Annotated in this window: 11 protein-coding genes; 4 read left to right on the top strand and 7 right to left on the bottom strand. The window is 73.6% G+C overall.

The window, feature by feature from the left end; translation table 11 throughout:
* The first annotated feature begins 145 nt into the window (after positions 1-145).
* The 3 genes from pulA (at position 146) to AC07F3_RS08790 (ending at position 9323) form a co-directional block, all read left to right on the top strand.
* Positions 146-5479 (top strand): pullulanase-type alpha-1,6-glucosidase, encoded by a 5334-nt coding sequence (pulA, locus tag AC07F3_RS08780; protein ID WP_479111798.1) that lies wholly within the window; start codon positions 146-148, stop codon positions 5477-5479.
* 90 nt (positions 5480-5569) lie between these two features.
* A complete protein-coding gene (locus AC07F3_RS08785) occupies positions 5570-7603 on the top strand; it encodes an ATP-binding protein (RefSeq protein ID WP_479111800.1) in 2034 nt (677 codons plus the stop codon).
* Positions 7604-7721: 118 nt separating this feature from the next.
* A complete protein-coding gene (locus AC07F3_RS08790) occupies positions 7722-9323 on the top strand; it encodes a SpoIIE family protein phosphatase (protein ID WP_479111802.1) in 1602 nt (533 codons plus the stop codon).
* Here the strand turns inward: AC07F3_RS08790 and AC07F3_RS08795 are convergent.
* The 7 genes from AC07F3_RS08795 to AC07F3_RS08825 form a co-directional block, all read right to left on the bottom strand.
* Positions 9289-9810 (bottom strand): GNAT family N-acetyltransferase, encoded by a 522-nt coding sequence (locus AC07F3_RS08795; protein ID WP_479111803.1) that lies wholly within the window; start codon positions 9808-9810, stop codon positions 9289-9291. The genes AC07F3_RS08790 and AC07F3_RS08795 overlap by 35 nt on opposite strands.
* Positions 9811-9831: 21 nt before the next feature.
* A complete protein-coding gene (locus AC07F3_RS08800) occupies positions 9832-10545 on the bottom strand; it encodes a TetR/AcrR family transcriptional regulator (protein WP_114035598.1) in 714 nt (237 codons plus the stop codon).
* Positions 10546-10607: 62 nt separating this feature from the next.
* A complete protein-coding gene (locus AC07F3_RS08805; protein WP_479111806.1) occupies positions 10608-11672 on the bottom strand; it encodes a PDR/VanB family oxidoreductase in 1065 nt (354 codons plus the stop codon).
* A gap of 1 nt (position 11673) precedes the next feature.
* Positions 11674-12561 (bottom strand): metal-dependent hydrolase, encoded by an 888-nt coding sequence (locus tag AC07F3_RS08810; RefSeq protein WP_479111808.1) that lies wholly within the window; start codon positions 12559-12561, stop codon positions 11674-11676.
* A 66-nt stretch (positions 12562-12627) separates the two neighbouring features.
* Positions 12628-14562 carry a hypothetical protein gene (locus AC07F3_RS08815; RefSeq protein ID WP_479111810.1) on the bottom strand — a complete coding sequence of 645 codons (1935 nt, stop codon included), beginning with the start codon at positions 14560-14562 and terminating at the stop codon, positions 12628-12630.
* Positions 14563-14637: 75 nt separating this feature from the next.
* Entirely contained in the window at positions 14638-15432 is a 795-nt protein-coding gene (locus tag AC07F3_RS08820; protein ID WP_479111812.1) for a tyrosine-protein phosphatase, read from the bottom strand.
* Between the two features lie 29 nt (positions 15433-15461).
* Positions 15462-16043, bottom strand: coding sequence for a rhomboid-like protein (locus tag AC07F3_RS08825; protein WP_479111814.1), 582 nt, complete (start codon positions 16041-16043; stop codon positions 15462-15464).
* Positions 16044-16141: 98 nt separating this feature from the next.
* Between AC07F3_RS08825 and AC07F3_RS08830 the strand changes: the two genes are divergently transcribed.
* Positions 16142-16525: a hypothetical protein gene (locus AC07F3_RS08830; protein WP_114035604.1), complete on the top strand. Its 384-nt coding sequence runs from the start codon at positions 16142-16144 to the stop codon at positions 16523-16525.
* Positions 16526-16534 lie beyond the last annotated feature (9 nt).

Here is a 16534-nt window from a genome sequence, read left to right on the forward strand (position 1 = left end):
TCCGTGCCTCCTCCTACGGTCACCTGCTCAGAGGTGCTTTCAGTCTTGCTGCAAGAACATTCAAGCCTGGTCACCGCGAACCGGGCCGTCCGGCGTCCCTCCCGTCCCGCCGGGCGTCGGGCGGCCCCCGTCCCGCACCGTCCGCATGCCGAGACCCCGTACGCCCGAGGAGCACCCGGTGATCCCCCTGCGAAGAACGGCCGTCGCACTCGCGGCCGCCCTGTGCGCCGCGCTCGTCCCCGCGCTGCCCGCCACGGCCGCGCCGAAGCCGCCCGCACCGCCCAGTGACGCCCGGCTCGCCGCCGAGCCCGCCCGGCACGACGCGACGCGCGAGCAGTTCTACTTCGTGCTCCCGGACCGGTTCGCCAACGGGGACGCCTCCAACGACCGGGGCGGGCTGACCGGTTCGCGCCTGGAGACCGGCTACGACCCCACGGACAAGGGCTTCTACCAGGGCGGCGACGTCAAGGGCCTCACCCAGCGGCTCGACTACGTCAAGGGGCTCGGGACCACGGCCATCTGGCTCGCCCCGATCTTCAAGAACAAGCCCGTGCAGGGCACCGGCAAGGACGCATCGGCCGGGTACCACGGGTACTGGATCACCGACTTCACCCAGGTCGACCCGCACTTCGGCACCAACGCCGATCTCACCCGGCTCATCGCGGCCGCCCACGCCAAGGGCATGAAGGTCTTCTTCGACGTCATCACCAACCACACCGCCGACACCGTGGACTACGCGGAGAAGCAGTACGGCTACCGGCCCAAGGGCGCCTACCCCTACCTCGACACCAGCGGCCGCCCCTTCGACGACCGGGCGGGCATGAGGAAGGTCGACGCGAACTCCTTCCCCTACACGCCCGTCGTCACGGAGAAGAAGGTCCCGGCCTGGCTGAACGACCCGACGATGTACCACAACCGGGGCGATTCGACCTTCGCCGGTGAGAGCGCCGAGTACGGCGACTTCTCCGGGCTCGACGACCTGTGGACCGAACGGCCCGAGGTCGTCACCGGCATGGAGCAGATCTACGAGAAGTGGGTCCGCGACTTCGCCGTCGACGGCTTCCGCATCGACACCGTCAAGAACGTCGACCTCGGCTTCTGGACCCAGTGGGCGACCGCGCTCGACGCGTACGCGAAGAAGCGGGGGCGGCCGGACTTCTTCCTGTTCGGCGAGACCTACTCCGCCGACCCGGCCGTCACCTCTCCGTACGTCACCCGGGGCCGCCTGGACGCGACCCTCGACTTCCCCTTCCAGGACGCGGCCCGCCAGTACGCCTCCCAGGGCGCGCCCGCCGCCAAGCTCGCCGCGCTCTTCGCCGACGACTACCGCTACACCACCGACAAGGCCAACGCCTACGAGCAGGTCACCTTCCTCGGCAACCACGACATGGGCCGCATCGGCACCTTCCTCAAGCAGGACCACCCGAGTGCGAGCGAGGCCGAACTGCTCCAGCGCGACCGGCTCGCCAACGAGCTGATGTTCTTCAGCCGGGGCAACCCGGTGGTCTACTACGGCGACGAGCAGGGCTTCACCGGCGCGGGCGGCGACAAGGACGCCCGCCAGACGATGTTCGCCTCGAAGGTCCCCGACTACCTGGCCGACGACGAGCTGGGCACCGACCGCACCCACGCCTTCGACGCCTACGACCCCACCCATCCGCTCTACCGCGCCATAGCCGACCTCTCCCGCCTCACCCGCGCCAACCCGGCGCTGCGCGACGGCGTCCAGACCGAGCGCTACGCCAAGGACTCCGTGTACGCCTTCTCGCGCACGGACGCCAAGGCGCGCACCGAGTACGTGGTGGCCGTGAACAACGCCACCGAGCCGAAGACGGTCTCCGTGCCCACCGGCACGCCGGACGCCCGCTTCGCGGTCCTGTACGGAGGCTCGGGCTCCGTGCACTCCGGCGCGGACGCCACCGTCGAGGTGACGGTGCCCGCCCTGTCCTCGCTGGTCCTGAAGGCCGCGGCCCCGCTGCCCGCACCCGCCGTGAAGCCGTCGATCACCCTGAAGGCCCCCGCCCCCGGCGCCACCGGGACCGTCGAACTCTCCGCGGACGTCAGCGGGGGACAGCTCGACCGGGTCGTGTTCGCCGCCCAGAGCGGCGACGGGAAGTGGCAGACGCTCGGCTCCGCCGATCACGCCCCCTACAAGGTCACCCAGCACCTGGACCTGGCCGCCGGAACTCCCGTGCGCTACAAGGCCGTTGTGGTCGACAGCACCGGACGCACCGCGAGCGCGCTCGCCTCCACCACGGCGGGGCGGACGCCCGCGCCCGCCCAACCGACCGCCGTCGAACGGGACTACGCGGTCGTGCACTACCAGCGCCCCGGCGGCGACTACGACGGCTGGCGGCTGACGGCCGAGGGCCAGAGCGCGGCCTTCACCGGACGTGACGCCTACGGCGCCTTCGCCTGGGTCAAGGTGCCCCAGGGCGCCGGGTCGATCGCGTACACCGTGGCCAAGGGCGGCAGTGCCGACGGGCCGCAGCGCACCGTCGACCTCGGCCGGACCGGCGAGGTGTGGATCGCGCAGGGCAAGGACGCACAGGCCGACCAGGCCCCGGCGGGCGCGTACCCGCCGCAGGACAAGTCCACGGTGGTCCTGCACTACTCCCGGCCCGACGGCGACTACGACGGCTGGGGCCTGCACACGTGGACCGGCGCCGCCTCGCCCACCGACTGGTCCAAGCCCCTCATGCCGACCGGCCGCGACGCGTACGGACTGACCTTCGAGGTGCCGCTCGCCCGGGGCGCGACCTCGCTCAGCTACATCCTGCACAAGGGCGACCAGAAGGACCTGCCCGCCGACCAGTCCCTGGACCTCGCCACCTACGGCCACGAGGTGTGGCTGCTCGCTGGGCAGCCCAAGTACCTCCTGCCGCAGGCCGGTTCGGGCGTCTCGCTCGACCTCTCCAAGTCCGAGGCCCAGTGGATCGACCGGGACACGGTCGTCTGGAAGGTCAGGGCGACCGGCGCGACCAGCCAGCAGCTGGTGTACGCGCCCGGGGGCGGCATATCCGTCAAGGACGGCGCGCTCTCGGACGAGGGGCAGTGGCTGCGCCTCACGCCGTCGGCGCTGAGCGACGCGCAGAAGGCCAAGTACCCCCACCTGAAGGACTATCCGGCGTTCACCGTGGACGCCCGCGACCGCTCACGCGTCCGCACGTCCCTCACCGGGCAGGTCATCGCCACCCAGCGCGCCGCGAACGGGGCGCTGCTCGCCGCGACTGGCGTGCAGACCCAGGGAATCCTCGACGACCTGTACAGCGCGGCGGCAGTCAAGGCCTCGCTCGGCCCGGTCTTCGACCACGGCCGCCCCACCCTCTCCCTGTGGGCGCCGACCGCCCAGCGGGTCTCCCTCGACCTCGACGGCCGCACGGTCGCGATGCGGCGCGACGGCGCCTCCGGCGTCTGGTCGGTGACCGGCCCCGCGTCCTGGTCGGGCAAGCCGTACCGGTACGCGGTGAAGGTGTGGGCGCCGAGCGTCCAGCGCGTGGTCACCAATCTGGTCACCGACCCGTACTCGACGGCGCTCACCACCGACTCGGCCCGCAGCCTGGTGGTGGACCTCGCCGATCCGAAGCTGGCCCCCAAGGGCTGGGCGACCCTGAGGAAACCGGACGCCGTGCCGCTGCGCGACGCGCGGATCCAGGAGCTGCACATCCGCGACTTCTCCATCGCGGACCCCACCTCGCACCACCCCGGCCAGTACCTGGCCTTCACCGACACCGGCTCGGACGGCATGAAGCACCTCGCCCAGCTGGCGAAGTCCGGCACCTCCTACGTCCATCTGCTGCCCGCCTTCGACATCGCCGGAATTCCTGAGAAGAAGTCCGAACAGGCCGTGCCCGCATGTGACTTGAAGGTGTACGCGCCGGACTCCGAGGAGCAGCAGGCGTGCGTCGCCAAGGCGGCCGCGAAGGACGCGTACAACTGGGGCTACGACCCGCTGCACTACACTGTGCCCGAGGGCTCCTACGCCGGCGACCCCGACGGCACCCGCCGCACGGTCGAGTTCCGGCAGATGGTGCAGGGGCTCAACGCCACCGGGCTGCGCATGGTCATGGACGTCGTCTACAACCACACCGCGGCCGCCGGGCAGGCCGACGACTCGGTCCTCGACAAGATCGTGCCGGGTTACTACCAGCGGCTCCTCGCCGACGGCAGCGTCGCCAACTCCACCTGCTGCGCCAACACGGCGCCCGAGAACGCCATGATGGGCAAGCTCGTCGTCGACTCGGTGGTCACCTGGGCCAAGCAGTACAAGGTGGACGGCTTCCGCTTCGACCTGATGGGCCACCACCCGAAGGCCAACATCCTCGCGGTGCGCCAGGCGCTGGACGCCCTGACCCCCGCCAAGGACGGCGTGGACGGCAAGAAGATCATCATGTACGGCGAGGGCTGGAACTTCGGCGAGGTCGCCGACGACGCCCGCTTCGTGCAGGCCACCCAGAAGAACATGGCGGGCACCGGCATCGCCACGTTCTCCGACCGGGCCCGCGACGCGGTGCGCGGCGGCAGCCCCTTCGACGCCGACCCCGGTGTGCAGGGCTTCGCCTCCGGCCTCTACACCGACCCCAACTCCTCGCGGGCTAACGGCACTCCGGCCGAGCAGAAGGCGCGCCTGCTGCACTACCAGGACCTCCTTAAGGTGGGCCTGACCGGCAACCTCGCCGCGTACACCTTCACCGACAGCGCGGGCCGCACGGTCAAGGGCTCCGAGGTCGACTACAACGGAGCCCCGGCCGGGTACGCGGCCGCCCCCGGCGACGCGGTCGCCTACGCGGACGCCCACGACAACGAGTCGCTCTACGACGCGCTCGCCTACAAGCTGCCCGCGGGCACCTCGGCCGCCGACCGCTCGCGCATGCAGGTCCTGGCGCTGGCTACCGCCGCCCTCTCGCAGGGCCCGGCCCTGTCCCAGGCCGGAAGCGACCTGCTGCGCTCGAAGTCGCTCGACCGCAACTCGTTCGACAGCGGCGACTGGTTCAACGCGCTGCACTGGGACTGCCGGGCGGGCAACGGGTTCGGCCGCGGGCTGCCGATGGCCGCCGACAACCAGGCCAAGTGGCCCTTCGCCAAGCCCCTGCTGACGAACGCCTCGCTCACTCCGGGCTGCGCCGAGATCAACGGGACCTCGGCCGCCTACCAGGACCTGCTCGCGATCCGGAGCAGTGAGAGCGCGTTCGGGCTCGCCACCGCCGAACAGGTCCAGTCGGCGCTCTCGTTCCCGCTGTCCGGCCCCGCCGAGACGCCGGGTGTGATCACCATGCGGCTCGGTCCGCTGGTCGTCGTCCTCAACGCCACCCCGCAGGCGCGGACCCAGCGCGTCCCCGCCCTCGCGGGCACCGCGTACGCCCTGCACCCCCGGCAGGCGGCCGGGGCCGACCCGGTGGTCAAATCGGCCACCTACGATCAGGGTTCGGGGAGCTTCACAGTCCCGGCCCGTACCGTTGCGGTCTTCAAACGGCACTGAACCGATCATTCCAGGTCGCGCGACGAGCGATTCCGGTTGTTCCCCGCCTCGGGTTCCGTCATGGGCCGCACTGTGGTCCAGACTGTGCCCGTGGTGGGGAATCTTCCTGCGGAGAGCACGAGTTTCATCGGCCGGTCGGTCGAACTGACCAGCCTGGACGGCCTCCTCGAACGGCATCGGCTCGTCACCGTCACGGGACCGGGCGGGGTCGGAAAATCCCGGCTCGCCCTGCGGGCCGCCCGGCGGATCGAGCACCGCTTCCCCGACGGGGTCTGGTGGGTGGAGCTGTCGCCGCTGCGGGACCGGACCTTACTCGCCGCCACGGTCGCCGACACGTTCGGCGTCACCGACCAGAGCCTGCGCACCGCCTGCGAGGCCCTGTGCTCCTGGCTCGCCGACAAACGGCCGCTCCTGGTGCTCGACACCTGCGAGCACCTCATCAGCGCCTGCGGCCACCTCATCGGGGAGCTGCTCCAGACCTCGCCCGGGCTCACCGTGCTCGCCACCAGCCGCCAGCGCCTGGGCAGGCCGCAGGAACGTGTCTTCCCCCTGGAGCCGCTGCCCGTGTCCGGCGAGGCGCTGACCCTCTTCAAGGAGCGGGCCACCGAAGCCGTGCCCCACCTGAGCTTCGACGACCCGGCCCGCGCCGCCGCGGCCGCCGACGTCTGCCGGCGCCTCGACGGCATCCCGCTCGCCGTCGAACTCGCGGGCGCCCGGCTGCGGTTGTGGTCGGTGGAACAGCTCGCCGCCCGGCTCGGCTCCCGCTTCGACGTGCTCGCCGACACCAGGGTCGCCGCGCTGCCCCGCCACCAGACCATGCGCACCGCGATCGGCTGGAGCCACGAGCTGTGCGAACCCCTGGAGCGGCTCCTGTGGGCCCGGCTCTCCGTGTTCGCGGGCGACTTCGACCTCACCGCCGCCCAGGACATCGGGGCGGGCGGCCCCCTGCCCGCGTGCGGGGTCGAGCAGGTTCTGGCCGGGCTCATCGACAAGTCCGTCGTCCGCACCCGGCTCGCGGACTCCGGCCGCTTCGGCCACCGCATGCTGGACACCATCCGCGAGTACGGCCTGCGCTGGCTCGACGAACTCGGCGAGACCCACGAGGTCGCCGACCGCCACGCCCAGCGCTACCGGGCCATCGCCCACGAGGCCGACGCCGCCTGGCTCGGCCCGGCCCAACTCGACTGGTACGTACGCCTGGAGGCCGAGCACGCCGACCTGCGCACCGCCCTCGAACACCTCCTGGCCACCGACCCCGAGGCCGCCCTCGACATGGCGGGCGCGCTCTGGTTCGTCTGGTTCTGCTGCGGGCGGCTGCGCGAGGGGCGCGCCTACCTCCAGCGCGCCCTGGACGGCTGCCCCGGCCCCGGGCCCCACCGGGCCGCCGCGGTGTGGGCGCTCGGCATGTGCGCGCTCCTCCAGGGCGACCTCGTCATCGCGGAGCGCCTGGGCGAGGAGTGCTCCCGGGCCGCCACCGCCCCCGAACAGCGGCTGCGTGCGGCCTATCTGTACGGCGCCAGTGTCCTGATGCCCGGCGACCCCCGGCGGGCCCTCGCGATCCTCGACCCCGCGCTCGCCCAGGACACCGGCTTCTCGGCGGGCCGCATCCTGTGCGCGCTCGCCCGGATCTACGCCCTCAACAACCTGGCCCGCTACACCGAGGCGGCCGCGGAGGCCGTCCGGCTGCGCGACGAGTGCGCGGCGCGCGGTGAACGCTGGATGCGGGCGTACGCCGACTACATGCTGGCCGTCAGCGCGCTCGGCCTCGACCGGCCCGCCGAGGCCGCCGCCCACGCCCGCGCCATGCTCGCCGGAAAGCGGCTCCTGCACGACAGCTTCGGCATCGCGATCGGCCTCGACCTGCTGGCCTGCGCGGTGACCTCGCAAGGTGCCGGCGAGGACGGCGCGATGTTCCTCGGCGTCGGCCAGGAGTGCTGGCGCACGGTCGGCAAGGCGCAGATGGGCGCGCCCGAGCTGACCGCCGTGCGCGAGCGGTGCGAGCGCCGGGCGCGCGCGGCGCTCGGCGACGACGCGTACGACTCGGCGTTCGACCGGGGCGTGGCCACCGGGGTCGACGAGGGCCTCGCCGTGGCCCTCAAGGGTGGTTTGCCGACCGGGAGTTGACGAAAGTGGCATGTGGCGGCACCGGCCGGGTGCCCGGCGCTACGGTGGGTCGCGGGTCCGTGTCACGGAGCGACACCCCGCCCGGTGGGCCCCGAGACGATCGGCGGTGAGTCGGAGGATGCCCGTATCCGGGGACACGACGGTTCTCGTGGTCGACGACGCCGACGCCAACCGCTGCGCGATGGGCGCCGTGCTGAGCCGGGCCGGACACCGGGTCGTCCCGCTGTCCAGCGCCTCGGCCGCGCTGATCGAACTCGACGCGAGGCTGCGCGCGGGAGCGCTGCCCGACGCCGCGGTCGTCGACGTGGGACTGCCCGACATGGACGGCTTCGAACTGTGCCGCCGCCTCAAGTCCCACCCGGGCATCGCGCCGATGCCCGTCGTGCACTTCTCGGCGGCCTCGCTCACCCCGCGCGACCGCACCCGGGGCCTGGACGCGGGCGCCGAGGCCTATCTCACCGTGCCTCTCGAACCCGAGGAGATCCAGGCGGTCGTCCGCGCGGCTCTGCGCGGCGCGCGGCTGCGCCACGAGTCGGCCGCGCGGGCCGGCCGGCTCAGCCGCCTGGCCGAGGCGACCGCCGCCCTGCACCGGGCGCGCTGCCCGCAGGAACTCGCGGACGCGGCCGCCGCCGAGGCCACCCTCCTCACCTCGGGCCCCGTCACCGCGTTCGTCTTCGCCGCCGACGCCTTCCTGCACGTGGGCGGGGCGCCCCGTTCGGTCGGCGCCGTCGACACCGCCGCGCTCGCCGCGCTGCTCCGCCGCGCCATGGCGGCCGGCGGCGGTGTGCGTTCCGTCCTCGCCCCGGCCCCGCTGTGGCCGCCGGAGCCCTTCGGCCGGGACGGGGCCCGGCTCGTGCTCGCCCGGGGCGGGCCCGACCAGCCGCCCGTCTGCCTCGCGGTCCCGGCCCGCCTGCCCTACGGCCCGGAGACCGAGGCGCTGCTCTCCCGGCTCGCCCAGTCCCTGGCCGTCGCCGCCGAATCCCTGCGCACCTACGCCGAGGAGCGCCACATCGCCCTCACCCTGCAACGCAGCTTCCTGCCGCAGCGCCTGCCCCGGCTGCCCGGCGCCGACATCGCCGTCCGCTACGTCCCGGCCTCCAGCCGCGCCGAGATCGGCGGCGACTTCTACGCCGCGCTCCCCACGCCCGCCGGTCTCCTGGTCGGGGTCGGTGACGTCGTCGGCCACTCCCTGGACGCGGCCACGGTCATGGTCGAACTCCGGCACGCCCTGCGCGCGTACGCCACCGACGTCCACGAACCCGCCGCGCTGATCCGGCGCCTGGACCGGGTGCTCCAGCGCTACCACCCCGAGGCCACCGCGACGCTCTGCCTCGCCCTGATCGACCCGGCCACGGGCCTGGCCCGGATCGCGAGCGCCGGGCACCTGCCGCCGCTGCTCCTGCCACAGCGCGGCGGGGCCTCGTTCGTCGAGGTCCGGGGCCCGCTGCTCGGCCTCGGCCTGCGCCACCCGCCCTCGACCCGTCTCCAACTCGCCCCGCGCGACGGCCTGTTGATGGTGACCGACGGCCTCATCGAGCGGCGCGGCGCCGACCTGGCGGACTCCCTGGAACAGCTCAGGAGCGCCGCGGCCGCCGCCCCGACCGGCACCGGGGCGCTGTGCGACCGGCTGCTCGACCGCTTCGGCGACGCCCCGGAGGACGACGTGGCACTCCTCGCGCTGCGCCTCAGCGCGGACCGAGGGTCTTCTCCCACAGCGTGACCGCGTACGGGCTGCCGCCTTCGCCGTCCGTCTTGCCGGGCTGCTCGCCGACCCGCGTGTAACCGGCGGCCCGGTAGTAGCGCAGCAGCCCCGTGTTGTCGGAGCGGCAGTCCAGGCGGCACAGCGCCCGCCCGCTCGCGGCGACCCGCTCCTCGGCGTGGGCGAGCAGGGCCTTGCCCGTGCCGGACGGCGCGGCCGCGCGGTCCACCATCAGCCGGTGCACATATCCGGCCACCGGCGGCTGCGTGCCCCAGGCGGCCTCGTCCTGCCACCACAGTTCGTACGCCCCGACCACCGCGGACCCGGTGCGGGCGAGCCACACCTCGCCCTCCTCGATGCGCAGCCGGAAGTGGTCGGCGTCCTTGCCGCCGGGCTGCCACTGGTCGATGCCGTGGTCCAGCATCCAGCGCGCGGCGCCGTCGTACAGCGAGGTCAGCGCGGGCACGTCGGACGGGGTGGCGAGGTCGAGGGCGAGAGCAGACGTCATGCGCCGATCATGCCGCAGGGTTCAGCCGAGGCGGGGCGCGGGGACCAGGGGGAGAAGAGCGCCGAGCCGGTCCACCAGCTCGCCGAACGGCCCGTCGGCGGGCTCGTCCGCCAGCATGGGCAGCACGATGGCGGCCATCTCCGGGTCGTAGGCGGCGCTCACCGCGGCCAGCGCCGCGAAGTCGTGCACCAGCTGCAACTCCAGCTCGCCGCGCGGAATCCGGCGCCCGTCCAGCCAGATCAGCGCCGTCGACTCGGCGAGCGAGACCCATGACCGTACGACCAACTCAAGCCGTGCGGGCGGCTGTTGGACGCCCAGGTGGGCCAGGATCTGGAGGTAGGCGGCGTTGCGCACCTCGTCGATCATGGCGTTCGCGGTGCTCGACCCCACGGCGGGGCCGCCCCGCATCAGCGCGGAGAAGCCGGGCCCGTGCTCGTCGACGAAGTCGAAGAACCGGCCCATCACGCGCAGCAGCCGGGCTCCGAGCGGGCCCTCGTGCGGCTCCACGAAGCGGCCGGCGAGCTCGTCCGCGGCCCGGCGCAGCGCGGCCTCGTACAGGCTCTGCTTGCCGGGGAAGTAGTGATAGACCAGCGGCCGCGATATCCCCGCGGCCGCCGCTATTTCGTCGATGGACACGTCGTCGGGCGAGCGGTGGCTGAACAGCTCAAGGGCGACCCCGATCAGCTGCTGCCTGCGCTCGTCGACGCCCATCCTGCGCCGTACCCCGGTCGTCATGCGAACAGAGTACCCAGGGGGTGGCCCGCCGGGGCAGGCCGGGCCGCCCCGGCCGCCGCCCCCTACAGGTCGAGGACGAGCCGCTCACCGAGGCATCTGGACACGCAGACCAGCATCGAGTCGTCCCGCTCCGCGTCCGTGAGCAGCTCGTCGCGATGGTCGATCTCGCCCTCCAGGACCCGCTGTTGGCAGGTTCCGCAGAAGCCCTGCTCGCAGGAGTACGAGACGCCCGGCAGCTCCGCGCGCAACACACCGAGCAGCGAGGTGTCCGCCGGAACGGCGAGCGTGCGTCCCGAGCGGCGCAGTTCGACCTCGAAGGCTGAGCCCGCCGTGGCCGCGCCGGGCGCGAACCGCTCCAGGCGCGGGGCCCGGCCGGGGCCGAGCGCGGCGGCGACCGCGTCCATCAGCGGATCGGGGCCGCAGCAGTAAACGGCCGCTTCGGAGGGGGAGTTGGCGAGGAATCCGGCGACATCGGGCCGCCCGAGCTCGTCCTCGGGGACGACCGTGACCTGGCCGCCGAGCCGTTCGATCTCGTCCAGGAAGGGCATGGTGGCCCGCGAGCGCCCGCAGTACAGCAGCCGCCAGTCCCGACCGCGTGCCTCAACCGCCCTGAGCATGGGCAGGATCGGCGTGATGCCGATGCCGCCCGCGACGAACGCGTACGGGCCGCCGCTCACCAGCGGGAAGCGGTTGCGCGGGCCGCGCACCGACAGCTCGACGGCCTCCTGGAGCTGCTCGTGCACCTCGCGCGAACCGCCCCGGCCGTCCTCGACGAGGCGGGTGGCGACGGTGTAGGAGGTCCGGTCGGCCGGGTCGCCGCAGAGCGAGTACTGCCGCACCAGACCGGAGGGCAGCACCAGATCGAGGTGCGCGCCGGGCTCCCAGGCGGGCAGCTCCGAGCCGTCCAGGGCCTCCAGGCGCAGCCGTACGACGCCTTCGGCGGGCTCGGTCCGCTCGGTGACGGTGAGTCTCAGGGCGAGGGTGGAGCGCCGGGCGCCCTGCCCCGACACCGGGTTCTCCAGGGCGGGCAGCGGCCACAGCGGCGAGGCCTCGATGCGGCGGCGCAGGGCCCGGCGGGCCAGCAGGGCGGCCCCGGCGGCCAGGGCGAGGGTGGTGGCACGGCGCATGTCACAGGCCTCCGTTGGCGCCGGGCGAGGAGGCGAGGTAGGCGACGGCCTGGGCCGTGCTGCCCTCCTGCGAGGGGTGGTAGGTGCGGCTCAGATAGCGCGGTATGGACCTGAGCATCGCGGGGGTGGAGGGCAGCATGCCCTTCCTGCCCGCCCGGTAGAACTCCCCGAAGCTCGCCCTTGCGTCCGTGAGCGTCGGATCGTTCGCCATGAAGAAGCGGGCCCCGCGCTGCCACAGGAAGGCGAGCGCGGTGAACGCGGTCGCCCAGGTGCGCACCCGGCGCCGGTAGCCGCCGTCGACGTGCATGAACAGCTCGAAGGCCACCGACCGGTGCTCGACCTCCTCGGCGCCGTGCCAGCGCAGCAGGTCCAGCATCGTCGGGTCGGCGCCGCGCTCGTCCAGCGTCTCGGCGTTGAGGATCCAGTCGCCGAGGAACGCCGTGTAGTGCTCGATCGCCGCGATGGTGGCGACCCGCTCCATCAGCCACCAGCGGCGCGCCCGGCCCGGCGGCAGCGTCCGGTCGCCGAGCAGCTTCTCGAAGAGCCAGTCCACCTGCGCGGTGTACGGCGTCGGGTCGAGGCCGAGCTTCTTGAGGTGGGGGAGCACGTCGTCGTGCGCGGCCGAGTGCATCGCCTCCTGCCCGATGAAGCCGATGACGTCCTCGCGCAGCCGGTCGTCCGTGATGTACGGCAGCACCTGCTTGTACACGTGCACGAACCAGCGTTCACCGGCCGGCAGCAGCAGGTGCAGCACGTTGATGGTGTGGCCGGTGAACGGGTCGCCGGGTATCCAGTGCAGCGGGGTCTTCTCCCACGCGAACGAGACGTTCCGGGCCTTGAGCTCGATGCGCTCCTCCGCGACCGGAGCGGGCTGCGGCGTATTAGACATGGCGTCAATGTACTGACGGGTACGCCGCGGCGACAGGGGTGTGCGTCCACTTGTTGGCCCGCGGGGTCAGTGCAGGGTGCTGATCGGACTCCCGTCCGCGAGCTTCCCGTTGAGCTCGGCGCGCGCTCCCTCCTTGGCCCGCACGGCCAGCAGGTTGCCCCGCTCGCTGCCGGTCATCCCGCCGGACAGGGCCACCGACGCCACCTGCTCGCTGCCCGCCGCGAGCACGAACCAGGTGCCGCCGCGCGACTTCCACAGCACCCCCGCGAGCACGCGCGCCTCGCGGATCCCGCAGGCCGCCGAGTTCTCCGCCCGGGCCGCGATGGCACCCGGCGCGAGCTTGGCGGAGGGGGCCTGGAACTGGGCGAACACCCGGCTGCCCGCGCCCCGCCAGGTCTCGGCGCGGGTGCAGATCCAGTCGGCGGTGCCATTGCCCTCGGGCAGCGCCTGCTCGGCGAACTGCCAGTCGTTCACCGAGCGCACCCCGTGCGAACGGACGGTGGGCAGCAGGCACGCGGTACGCGCCCAGCCCTCGCGCGCCGAACGGTCGCCGACGTCGCGGGCGTCCGACGGCGGCCCCCAGGTGAGCCGGGCCGGGGCGAGCTCACCGAGGTCGGTGACGAGCCGCACCCCGCTGTCGTCGTGGAACTCCAGCGCCTCCCAGGACGTGCACTGGCGGGCCTGCGAGGGCGAGACGACCGGGGCGGTCACCCCGTCCCGGTCCCGGTGCAGCGGCCGCGCCCCGGCGTCCGGGGTCAGCAGATCGCGTACGGAGGCCTCGCGCACCCAGGGCGCGGTCAGATAGCGCACGTTGCCGTCGGTCCGGCCCACCACGAGCGCGCCCGCGGACGCGGCGTCGGCGGCGTCCACGCGCGCGAAGTCCAGCGCGGCCCCGGCCGTGCCGTCGCGCGGCTCGGCGTAGCGGGCCACCCGCAGCCCGTCGTAGAGCAGCACGACCCTGGCCCGGTCCACAGCGCCCGCGAACAGGAGTTGGGGCGAGCCCATCGGCGGGCCCGATGGGGTGCCCGGCGTTGCCGACACCTGCACGGACGCGCCCGGCCGCGCCCACACGGCGAGCGCCCGCCGCAACAGCCCCGTGTCGCCGAGCAGATCGCCCCGGGCCGGCCACACCGAGAAGTCCGTACGCGTCGCGGTCGACCACGCCGTGGGCTCGACCCGCAGCAGCCGGCCCGGATCGAGCGCGGCCCGGGCCACCGGGTTCTGCGCGTAGGACGGCGCGGCCGCGCCGTCCGGGCCCCAGCCGTCGCCCGGCAGGCCGATGAGCGCCCCGCACACCACCAGGGCCGCCACGGCGGCCAGCGCGGCCCGGCCGTGCTGGCGCCGCCGCATCAGATCGGTGGGCCGCGCCTGGAGCGAGCAGGGGTCGAACTCGGCGGATTCCAGGAGCCCGGCCCGCGCCGTGACGGTGTCGGCCTCGGCGAGCGCCCGGCGCGCCTCGCCGACCCCGGCGGCGTTCAGCTCCGCGCACACCTCGTCGTCGCCGAGCCGTTCGAGACCCCGCAGCACGTAGGCCGCCCGCGCCGGGCCCGAGAGGGCGGAAAGGCGCTGGTCCAGAGCGAGTTCATCGGCGCCGCCCGAGCGCGGGAACAGCCGCAGCCCCCGGACCTGCGGCAGCAGCGGCGGGAACTGGGCCCGCTTGGGCCACGCCCTGCGGCGCAGCGGAAGCCCCGCTTCGAGGGCCTGGCGCACCACCCGCTGCCGCACGTACACATACCCCGGGTCCCCGCCGGCCTCGGCCCGCCGGGCGCCGGGGATGAGCCCGTCGTCGGCGGCCGCGCCCCGGCCGCGTGGCAGCGAGCGCTGCACGATCGCGTGGGCGGTCAGCACCCGGCGGTTGCGCCCGAGGGAGGGCGGCAGCACGAGGTAGGCGAGCCGCACCAGTCGCGGATAGTGCTCGACGAGCGCGGCCTCGGCCTGCTCGACGCCGACGGAGGGGGCGGGTGGGTTGAGGATGTCCTGCTCTGGGGCCACGTTCAGCAAAACGAGCGAATGTGGAGATGGTCACCCCGTACCCAACCGGACGACGCCTCGGGGGAGTTGACGGCGGGGCCGTCGTCAGGCGATGAGCCGTTCGCGCAGCCGGGCCACCGCGTCGTCCGGCACCCCGAGTCCCTCGCGGACGTACTTCTCCATCGAGCCGTACCGCGTGGCGACCTCGTCGAGGGCGGCCGCCAGGTACTCGGGGACGACGCCGATGATGGCGAGTGCGATCTCGGGGTCGCCGCCCTGTGCGGTGAAGCCCTCGATGAGCGGGGCGAAGGCCTGGCGCACCGCCGGGTTGACCGAGAGGTACTCGCGCTCCACGGTCGCCTCGTCGGCGCCGAGCAGCGCCAGGATCACCGTCGCGCCCCAGCCGGTGCGGTCCTTGCCCGCCGTGCAGTGGAAGAGCAGCGGGCCCGCGTCCTCGGCGGCCAGTTCGGTCAGGAGCGTGCGGTAGGCGTCGCGGGCCGAACCGGAGGAGACGAGCGAGCGGTAGGTGTCCGCGAACAGGGCCTGCGCCTTGCCGCCGCCGAGGTGCTCCTCGGCCACGATCGGGTCGGCCAGGATGTGCTTGAGCTGGGCGGCGGCGGGCGCTCCGGCGGCCGACATCTTGTCCGCGAGCGCGTCGGCGATCAGCAGCCGGGCGCCGCTCGGCACCCGGTCGGGGTAGTCGGCGCGCTCGGCGCCGGTGCGGAAGTCGATGATCGTGCGCAGTCCGAGGGCGGCCACCGCCGGATCACCGGCCGGGTCCATGCGGTCGAGCTGGCCCGCGCGGAAGACCAGGCCCGGACGGACGGTGCGGCCGCCGGACAGCGGGGTGGAGCCGAGGTCGCGCAGGTTGGCGACGGAGGTGGCGGGGATCGCGATCATGTGCGGGAGGCTCCTGAGCGGGGTGAAATCTACCGGTTTCGAACCGAACGGTAGTCCACGGCCATCGCCACCCCGAGACCGAGTCCCAGTGCCGCGCAGTGTCCCGCGTCCGTGAAGGTGCGACCGGGCCGCAGCAGGGGCCGCGCGGCCAGTGCGAGCAGGGCGATCCGCGCGCCGCCGCGCAGCCGCCCGCCCGGCAGGGCCGAGGTCAGCGCGCCGAGGACCGCGTGGAAGCCGTAGCTGGTGCCCACGTCCAGGGCGGCGCGGGTGGCGGGCGAGGGGCGGCCCGCGCGCAGCCCGCCGTACACCAGCAGCGTGGCGCCGACGTGGCCGAGCAGGAACACCCCGGCCGCCCACCAGGCTCCCCGCGCGTACTCCGCGTAGCCGAGCACCGCGAGCAGGAGCAGCGCGTAGGGCAGCTCCATCGGGGCTTCGACGAGCGCCGCGCTGGTGGCCAGCGTGCCGTACCGCCCCGCGGACAGGTTGTCGGCGTTGGTGGAGCACGAGCGCAGCAGGTCCTGCCGGGCCCGCTCGCCGAGCAGCCGACGGCTCGCGTACGCGATGAGCTGGACGCCGCCGACGTATGCGGGCGCGAGGGTGGGGACACGCATGCGTCCATGATCGGGCATCGGGGGCCCGGCCGCCTCCTCGTCCCGAAAAAATCGCCAAGTAGCCTTGTTTGCAAGGGAGTTGAGAGGAAGATGGGGTGATGAGAAACGATGCGCGAGGGGTTCTCGGGGTGGTTGTGGCCGTCGCCGTGATGACGGGTTGCGGTGCGTCCTCGCACGCGCCCACGACCGCGAGCGGAACCCTGGAGCAGCTGGCCGCGCGGGCCGCGTGCAAGCCGGTCGTCTCGACGGACTCGGCCGAGCTGCGGCAGGCCAACTGCGCGACCAAGGACGGCCGTTACGTGCTCGCCACCTTCGCCACCGACCGCGGCCAGCGGGAGTGGATCAACGAGGCGCGGGACTACGGCGGCGTCTACCTGGTCGGGCGCAAGTGGGTGGCGGTCGGCGACCAGCCCGTGGTCACGGCACTGCACGGCCGCCTCGGTGGCAGTGTCGAGACCGGGACCATGCATTCCGGACACTGACCGAATCGG

It is taken from the genome of Streptomyces sp. NPDC045846 (assembly GCF_056431605.1).

Bases quoted from the DNA above. Each gene is read 5' to 3' on its own strand.
- AC07F3_RS08830 (WP_114035604.1), top strand. From the start codon at position 16,142: ATGAGAAACGATGCGCGAGGGGTTCTCGGGGTGGTTGTGGCCGTCGCC.
- AC07F3_RS08820 (WP_479111812.1), bottom strand. From the start codon at position 15,432: ATGATCGCGATCCCCGCCACCTCCGTCGCCAACCTGCGCGACCTCGGC.
- AC07F3_RS08790 (WP_479111802.1), top strand. From the start codon at position 7,722: ATGCCCGTATCCGGGGACACGACGGTTCTCGTGGTCGACGACGCCGAC.
- AC07F3_RS08795 (WP_479111803.1), bottom strand. From the start codon at position 9,810: ATGACGTCTGCTCTCGCCCTCGACCTCGCCACCCCGTCCGACGTGCCC.
- AC07F3_RS08825 (WP_479111814.1), bottom strand. From the start codon at position 16,043: ATGCGTGTCCCCACCCTCGCGCCCGCATACGTCGGCGGCGTCCAGCTC.
- pulA (WP_479111798.1), top strand. From the start codon at position 146: ATGCCGAGACCCCGTACGCCCGAGGAGCACCCGGTGATCCCCCTGCGA.
- AC07F3_RS08805 (WP_479111806.1), bottom strand. From the start codon at position 11,672: ATGCGCCGTGCCACCACCCTCGCCCTGGCCGCCGGGGCCGCCCTGCTG.
- AC07F3_RS08800 (WP_114035598.1), bottom strand. From the start codon at position 10,545: ATGACGACCGGGGTACGGCGCAGGATGGGCGTCGACGAGCGCAGGCAG.
- AC07F3_RS08810 (WP_479111808.1), bottom strand. From the start codon at position 12,561: ATGTCTAATACGCCGCAGCCCGCTCCGGTCGCGGAGGAGCGCATCGAG.